The organism is Cobetia sp. MB87 (assembly GCF_011319755.1).
Classification (GTDB): Bacteria; Pseudomonadota; Gammaproteobacteria; order Pseudomonadales; family Halomonadaceae; genus Cobetia.
This window is the reverse complement of the sequence record NZ_VFBC01000007.1, coordinates 766,331-772,925: the sequence shown is the minus strand read 5'-3', so window position 1 is coordinate 772,925 and position 6,595 is coordinate 766,331. Positions and strand designations below refer to the sequence as shown.

8 protein-coding genes and 2 tRNA genes are annotated in these 6,595 nt (G+C 61.5%); 4 read left to right on the top strand and 6 right to left on the bottom strand.

What is annotated here, in order from left to right; genetic code table 11:
- Positions 1–157: 157 nt before the first annotated feature.
- Entirely contained in the window at positions 158–844 is a 687-nt protein-coding gene (locus tag CDPAHKCJ_RS09470; protein WP_166019548.1) for a DUF4396 domain-containing protein, read from the top strand.
- 165 nt (positions 845–1,009) lie between these two features.
- On the opposite strand, the gene CDPAHKCJ_RS09465 is transcribed toward CDPAHKCJ_RS09470, so the two are convergent.
- The 6 genes from CDPAHKCJ_RS09465 to CDPAHKCJ_RS09440 all read right to left on the bottom strand — a co-directional run bounded on the left by CDPAHKCJ_RS09465 (position 1,010) and on the right by CDPAHKCJ_RS09440 (position 4,417).
- Positions 1,010–1,738, bottom strand: a complete 729-nt coding sequence (locus tag CDPAHKCJ_RS09465) for a YebC/PmpR family DNA-binding transcriptional regulator (RefSeq protein ID WP_166019547.1) — start codon at positions 1,736–1,738, stop codon at positions 1,010–1,012.
- A gap of 205 nt (positions 1,739–1,943) precedes the next feature.
- A complete protein-coding gene (locus CDPAHKCJ_RS09460; protein ID WP_166019546.1) occupies positions 1,944–2,297 on the bottom strand; it encodes a TusE/DsrC/DsvC family sulfur relay protein in 354 nt (117 codons plus the stop codon).
- A 56-nt stretch (positions 2,298–2,353) separates the two neighbouring features.
- On the bottom strand, positions 2,354–2,644 hold the full coding sequence (tusB, locus tag CDPAHKCJ_RS09455) for a sulfurtransferase complex subunit TusB (RefSeq protein WP_043335056.1): 291 nt from the start codon (positions 2,642–2,644) through the stop codon (positions 2,354–2,356).
- Positions 2,645–2,765: 121 nt separating this feature from the next.
- Positions 2,766–3,176, bottom strand: a complete 411-nt coding sequence (gene tusC, locus CDPAHKCJ_RS09450; RefSeq protein ID WP_240548730.1) for a sulfurtransferase complex subunit TusC — start codon at positions 3,174–3,176, stop codon at positions 2,766–2,768.
- 55 nt (positions 3,177–3,231) lie between these two features.
- The gene (gene tusD / locus CDPAHKCJ_RS09445) at positions 3,232–3,621 is read right to left on the bottom strand and encodes a sulfurtransferase complex subunit TusD (protein ID WP_043335054.1); all 390 of its coding nucleotides are present in this window, start codon (positions 3,619–3,621) and stop codon (positions 3,232–3,234) included.
- Between the two features lie 127 nt (positions 3,622–3,748).
- Positions 3,749–4,417 (bottom strand): Bax inhibitor-1/YccA family protein, encoded by a 669-nt coding sequence (locus tag CDPAHKCJ_RS09440; protein WP_043335052.1) that lies wholly within the window; start codon positions 4,415–4,417, stop codon positions 3,749–3,751.
- A 254-nt stretch (positions 4,418–4,671) separates the two neighbouring features.
- Here CDPAHKCJ_RS09440 and CDPAHKCJ_RS09435 point away from each other — a divergent pair.
- The 3 genes from CDPAHKCJ_RS09435 (at position 4,672) to CDPAHKCJ_RS09425 (ending at position 6,518) form a co-directional block, all read left to right on the top strand.
- Positions 4,672–4,762 (top strand) — tRNA-Ser (locus tag CDPAHKCJ_RS09435).
- A 231-nt stretch (positions 4,763–4,993) separates the two neighbouring features.
- A tRNA-Ser gene (locus CDPAHKCJ_RS09430) sits at positions 4,994–5,084 on the top strand.
- A 222-nt stretch (positions 5,085–5,306) separates the two neighbouring features.
- Complete coding sequence (locus CDPAHKCJ_RS09425; RefSeq protein WP_166019545.1) at positions 5,307–6,518, top strand: DEAD/DEAH box helicase; 1,212 nt, start codon at positions 5,307–5,309, stop codon at positions 6,516–6,518.
- Positions 6,519–6,595: the final 77 nt, after the last annotated feature.

Below are 6,595 nucleotides of genomic sequence, written 5' to 3'. Positions count from 1 at the left end.
AGCAACAGACGGTTGCGAGCAGGCGATGACAAGCCCCCCTTGATATGGCGCGATCCCCCCACCAGCTATCAAGGAGGGTCGCGCCACCAGCGTACTGCTATCAGCGTATTGCTCTCGACGCACGGCCATCTGCGACATCCACTCGACGGAGGTCACCATGCAAGACCTGTTACGTGAGTCACTTTCCCACTGGAGCCTGCTGCTGTGCTGGTTGTTGCTGATGGTACCGGCGCTGATATGGGTCGTGCGTGACCTGACCACGAAGAATGCCCATCTGGCCCCGATGATGAAATGGGTGTGGGGGTTGACCACGCTCTACTCGGGTGTGGTGGGACTGCTGGTCTATCGTTTCGCCGGACGCCGCCAGATCGCCGCCAACGGTGATGCCCGCAAGGGCCTGAGAAGCGTCGCGCACTGCTACTCGGGCTGCGGACTGGGGGAATTCGTCGGTGTCAGCCTGGCGGTGGGCCTGTTGGCCATGGGCAATATCTCTACCGCGATCATCACCTTCCTCTTCGCCTACCTGTTCGGCTTTTTGCTGACGGTCGGCCCGATGCTGCAGGGCGGCAGTGATGACAAGCCACAAGTGATTCGTGATGCCTTCAAGAGCGAGACGGCCTCCATCGCGGTGATGGAGGTGGTGGCGATTTCCGTGGACCTCTGGCTTGCGGGCGGTGCCGGCATGCACCAGCCGCTGTTCTGGAACTCGCTAATCCTTTCCCTGAGTCTGGGGCTGCTCGCCGCCTGGCCCGTCAACATCTGGCTGGTGAAGCATGGTGTCAAGGGTGGCATGGCGGACCCACGCGAGACGGACCCGCAAGCGCAGCACCACGCGCACTGCTGAAGCGTGCTGCCAAGACGCGCAAACTATCGAGACGTGCAGAGCGTCGAGACATGAAAAAGCCCCGTCGGCATGCCGACGGGGCTTTTCTCTGACTGAGCTTTCACACTGACTTTCGCATCACTGTCAGCGCGATGCCGCCAGTCGCATCACGTCCAAGATGCTGACTTAGACGAACTCGCCGTTGTGATAGACCTGCTGCACGTCTTCACAATCATCCAGCAGCTCGAGCATCTTGTTGAGCAGCTCGGCATCATCGCCGCCGACTTCGGTGTGAATCTGCGGAATGAAGCTGATCTCATCGACTTCGAAGTCGAGATCTTCACCGTAGATGTCGGTCAGTGCGCCCTTGGCCTTGAAGTGCTCGGTGGTCGGGGTCAGCACGGTGATGATGCCGTCGTCGAGCTCGATGTCACTCACATCGACATCGGCTTCCATCAGCGCTTCCAGGACCTTTTCCTCGTCCTCTTCCGCGCCCTTGAAGGCCAGGATGGCGCGGTGGTCGAACATGTGCGACACCGAACCCTGCGCGCCCAGCTTGCCCTTGCCCTTGTTGAAGCAGGTGCGGACCTCGCCGAAGGTGCGGTTGTTGTTGTCGGTCAGACAATCAACGATGACCATGACGTTGCCCGGACCAAAGCCTTCATAGCGCGCCAGAGCGAAGTCTTCACCGCCAGTGCCCTTGGCCTTGTCGATCGCCTTGTCGATGACGTGAGTCGGCACCTGGTCCTTCTTGGCCTTCTCGATGAGACGACGCAGGCTCAGGTTGCCGTTGGGGTCGAGGCCACCGCTCTTGGCCGAGACGTAAATCTCGCGCCCGTAACGTGAATACACGCGTGCCTTGTTGAGAGAGGTACGCGCCATTGATTCTTTACGGTTCTGGAATGCTCTTCCCATGCAAGTCGACTCTTGTCCGCCTGAATTCAAATGCCCTTGCGACCATGTCGCGGGACCTGAAGCAGCATCGGCCTCCTGGCCGACGCCGCAACGCTGTGACGAATAGTAACGCAGACAACGCCGTACGTCGCCATCCCTGCCGGGTCTTGCGCGTTGAGCGCAGCGCACCACGATGGGCAAGGCAACTCATGCATGCCGCTGGCCGTCACAGACAGTTGGTCGGCTTGGGCAGTCCGGCGATGCGCGCGCCCACCTTGGGCGGGCTGTCCGGGAACAGCCGCATCAGATGCAGCGAGCGGCCCTTGTCGGGGCCAAACCGCTGGGTCATCGCCTTGCTCAGCGGGCGCATGGCCGGCGAGAGCGAGAAGCGCTGATAGAAGTCGCGCAACACCTCGATCACCTCCCAGTGCTCCGGCGTCAGCTCGCGCCCTTCCTCGGCAGCCAGCATTTCCGCCAGCGCCGGGCTCCAGTCATCCAGATCGACCAGATAGCCTTCCGCATCCAGTCCGATATCACGCCCATCAAGCGTCAGTGTGCGCACCGTTTCACTACTGGCCATACAGATCCTGATTCACTGTCTTGAATGAAAATTGAAAGGGAGAGACGCCTGGCGCCTCAGAACCAGCTGACGGTCTTGTCAGCGGCCTCGGTCAGGGCGACGAAACCGTCGACGTCGACCACGATGACGTTCTCGGCGCAGCGCCCCAGCAGGCCGCGGGACTCGAGATCTTCACGCAACGCGAACAGCCGCCCCTCAAGCCCGGCAAGGTGCTGCTCGGCGTTGTCGAGGGCGCCATTGACGCCATCCTCGATCAACAGCAGCTGATCTTCCGGGCCCATGGCATTGAGCACATCATCATGGATGCGGCTGGAGAATGGCGAACGGTTGAGTAGATGTAGATTCATGCAATTATCCAGGCAGGGGAAGCTGGGACTGCCACTGGCCATCAATGGAGAGATATCAATGACATGGCATCAGGAAACTGATGCGAGCATATCAGTCGCCAGCGTTGGCGGCAGTGACGTGTCAGAAGCTCAGCACTCGCGAGAACGCGGTCGTCAGCGCGACCACCTCGTCGTGCTCAAGCAGCGTGACCGGCAACAGCGTGACATCCTGCGCTGTCAGGCCCCGTGCGCGCAGCGCCGCCGCATCGACATAGCAGCGCTCGACGTCATACATCTCAAGCGCCGCCAGCAGGTTGTCACTGCCCTTCTGCCCCAGCGGCCCGACCTGCTGTCCCTCCAGCAGCGCCATCACGCCATCGCCGGTGAACAGAAGCCCGACCTCGCGCCCGAAGGCCGCCGCGACCATCGCCGCCTCCAGGCCCTCGCGCAGCCAGCTGCTGCCATGCGGGCCATGACGCAACATGACCAGCAGATCACCGGCGGCTATTCCGGCGTCATCGCCGGCCAGGGGCGCCGTCATCACATCGCTCATGGTCTGCTCCTCACTCGATAAGTAGCGTCATCATCAGTGACGACAAGAAATGACGTCATGCAAAGGTGATCAGGTGGTCATTGTCCAGCGTCGCCTCGACCAGCTGGCCCAGCCCCGTCAGCTCGAACGGCGCCTCGAGGGTGTGCCCCTGCTTGCCATGCCGCGCCGCTTCGCGCTCATCGAGCATGCCGCGTCTCAGGCCCGCCGCGACACACACCTGCAGGCGGGTGGCGTGATTCTCGGCAAGCGACAGCCAGCGATCACGCAGATGCGGCTCGTCCTGGGGCGGCGCCATCATGTTGGCGGCGTTGTAGACGCCATCGTGATAGAAGAACACCGTGGTCAACTGATGGCCGCGCGCCAGCAGGGCATCGGCAAAGCGCAGCGCCGAATGACTGGCCTGCTGGCTGTAGGGGCCGCCGTAGACGGCCAGAGCATAACGCATGCGAACCTCGTGTGACTGCTCATGAATGGGCGCCATTCTAGCGCGAGTCACGCCACCTGACACCCGAACGCAAACGACCCCGCCGAGGCGGGGTCGTTTGCAGGTCTCATGCTCCTTCGCTTGACGATCAATCGTCGGAAGCAAAGCCCAGCAGCGCCAGCAGGCTGACGAACATGTTGTAGATGGAGACGTACAGGCTCACCGTCGCCAGCAGGTAGTTGGTCTGCCCACCGTGGATGATCTGGCTGGTCTCGAACAGGATCGCCGCGGAGGCGAACAGCACGAAGCCGGCGGAGACAGCCAGTGCCAGGCCGCTGATGTTGAAGATCATCGCGGCCAGCATCGCCAGAATCAGCACGATGGCGCCGGCGAACAGGAAGTTGCTGAGGAACGAGAAGTCCTTGCGCGTCACCAGTGCCACCGCGGACAGGCCGGCGAAGGTGATGCCGGTCATGCCGAGCGCGGTCATCACCAACTGGCCGCCGTTGGGCAGGCTCAGATAGGCATTCAATACCGGGCCGAGCGTGAAGCCCATGAAGCCGGTGAAGGCGAAGGTCGCGAAGATGCCGGCGGTGGAGTTCGCGGTCTTGTGGACCAGGAACATCAGGCCGTAGGCACCGATCAGCAGCACGAAGATGTTCATGCGGCCGACGCCCATGCTCATCGCCACGCCAGCGGTCAGCGCGGAGAACAGCAGCGTCATTGCCAGCATCATGTAAGTGTTGCGCAGTACCTTGTGAGTACTGAGCGAGCGGCTCGCGGTATCCTGCGAGACCTGCCAGGAGCTGTTAGCCATGGTGTCTATCCTCAGGTTGCTACGATGGATTCATCGATTTGACCCCAGCATGCCCTCAGGGGTTTGCCTAATCAAGAGACAGAACGATGAAAAGCCCTATTGAGGCAACCATCCGGCGCGTGCAAGGCAACGACATCGTCAGTCTCCGCAGCCATTGTGGCATGTGCGACCTTTCAAGCATCTGAACGACAAGGAAATTTACGCCAAGTCCTTGACCCTGACTGAAAAATCCGTAGTATTTCATCCCGTGAGTCGGAGGGATGGCAGAGCGGTTGAATGCACCGGTCTTGAAAACCGGCGTAGGTTAATAGCCTACCCAGGGTTCGAATCCCTGTCCCTCCACCACCTTGATTCCGAAAGCCCCGTCTACCTCAGGTAGGCGGGGCTTTTTCGTGGGCATGATTCCTGATCTGAGTCATGACCTGATTCATGGTCTGGTGCCAGCAGGCGGCTCCGGCGGGCTCACCCCGGCGCAATCCTCTGCAAGTGATTGTCCGCGATGGCTTTTCCGAAGATTTTTCTTCACCTACCTCTTGCTATTCTCACCAGGTTCGGTAGTATTTCGCTCCGTGAGTCGGAGGGATGGCAGAGCGGTTGAATGCACCGGTCTTGAAAACCGGCGTAGGTTAATAGCCTACCCAGGGTTCGAATCCCTGTCCCTCCACCACCTTGAATTCCGAAAGCCCCGTCTACTTCAGGTAGGCGGGGCTTTTTCATTGTTGCCGCGCAGCGCCCATCGCCGCCACTTCGCTACCCTGCCTGAGCAGCGATGGCCAATGATGCGCCGGGCCGTCAGCGGACTTTCGGCTACAGTGAGCATCACTGCGCCAGACATTCCTTGCCGCAGAATGTGCGCCTGCCCCTCCCCCTCCAGACAAGTCGAGACACCATGCCATTTTCTGCCCTTGGTTTGAGCGATTCCATCGTCAAGGCCGTCACCGAGCAAGGCTACCAGACCCCGACTCCCATCCAGGAGAAGGCGATCCCCGTCGTGCTGGCCGGTGACAACCTGATCGCCGCCGCCCAGACGGGTACCGGCAAGACGGCAAGCTTCGTGCTGCCCATCCTGCAGACCCTGCAACAGGCGCCCAAGGTGCGCGCCAAGCGCGTACATGCCGTCATCCTGACGCCGACGCGGGAGCTGGCGATTCAGGTCGAAGACAACATCCAGCACTACGCCCGGTATCTGGAAGTCAGCTCCATGGCGATGTATGGCGGCGTGGAAATCGAACCCCAGCAACAGCGCCTGATCGAGGGCGTGGACATCCTGGTGGCGACGCCCGGCCGCCTGCTGGACATGCTGACCCGCCGCGCGATCCATCTCGACGAGACACGTACCCTCGTCATCGACGAAGCGGACCGCATGCTCGACATGGGCTTCATCGCCGACATCAACAAGATCGTCGAGAAGTTGCCCAGAGAGCGTCAGAACCTGCTGTTCTCGGCCACGCTCTCGGCCCAGGTGCGCGTGCTCGCCAAGACCGCGGTGACGGACGCCGTCGAGATCATGATCGCTCCGGAAAACGTCACCGCGCCGGATATCAGCCAGTATCTGATCACGGTCGACAAGGAGTTCAAGTCCGCCCTTCTGAGCCATCTGATTCACGAGAAGCAGTGGCAGCAGGCGTTGATCTTCATCGAGACCAAGCGTGGCGCCGCCAAGCTGGTCAGTCAGCTGGAGAAGAGTGACATCGCCGCCGAGTCCTTCCACGGCGGTCGCAGCCAGGCAATGCGCGAGCAGCTGCTGGCCGACTTCAAGGCCGGCACCATCAAGTATCTCGTGGCTACCGGCGTTGCCGCGCGGGGCATCGACATCGATGATCTGCAGCGCGTGGTCAACTATGACCTGCCGGACGCCGCCGAGGATTATGTCCACCGCATCGGGCGTACCGGCCGTGCCGGGGCCAGCGGTGAAGCCATATCGCTGGTCTCGCGTGATGACTTCCGCAACCTGTGCGCCATCGAGCAGCACCTGGGCTATTTCGTGACGCGCGAAGTCGTGGAAGGCTTTGCGCCCAAGCTCGCGGTGCCGGCCTCGAACAGCGACTACGCCCCCAAGTCTGCCAACAAGAGCCGTCGCCGCCAGTCCAACCGCCGCTGACCCCCTCAGGCAAGCCTGATGACGCCCTGACACGAGCACGCCCCCGGAGACATGAACGTCATTCTCCGGGGGCGTGC

Excerpts from the sequence above, each read along its gene's own strand:
- CDPAHKCJ_RS09470 (WP_166019548.1), top strand. The coding sequence starts at position 158 with ATGCAAGACCTGTTACGTGAGTCACTTTCCCACTGGAGCCTGCTGCTG.
- CDPAHKCJ_RS09465 (WP_166019547.1), bottom strand. The coding sequence starts at position 1,738 with ATGGGAAGAGCATTCCAGAACCGTAAAGAATCAATGGCGCGTACCTCT.
- CDPAHKCJ_RS09460 (WP_166019546.1), bottom strand. The coding sequence starts at position 2,297 with ATGGCCAGTAGTGAAACGGTGCGCACACTGACGCTTGATGGGCGTGAT.
- tusB (WP_043335056.1), bottom strand. The coding sequence starts at position 2,644 with ATGAATCTACATCTACTCAACCGTTCGCCATTCTCCAGCCGCATCCAT.
- tusC (WP_240548730.1), bottom strand. The coding sequence starts at position 3,176 with ATGAGCGATGTGATGACGGCGCCCCTGGCCGGCGATGACGCCGGAATA.
- tusD (WP_043335054.1), bottom strand. The coding sequence starts at position 3,621 with ATGCGTTATGCTCTGGCCGTCTACGGCGGCCCCTACAGCCAGCAGGCC.
- CDPAHKCJ_RS09440 (WP_043335052.1), bottom strand. The coding sequence starts at position 4,417 with ATGGCTAACAGCTCCTGGCAGGTCTCGCAGGATACCGCGAGCCGCTCG.
- CDPAHKCJ_RS09425 (WP_166019545.1), top strand. The coding sequence starts at position 5,307 with ATGCCATTTTCTGCCCTTGGTTTGAGCGATTCCATCGTCAAGGCCGTC.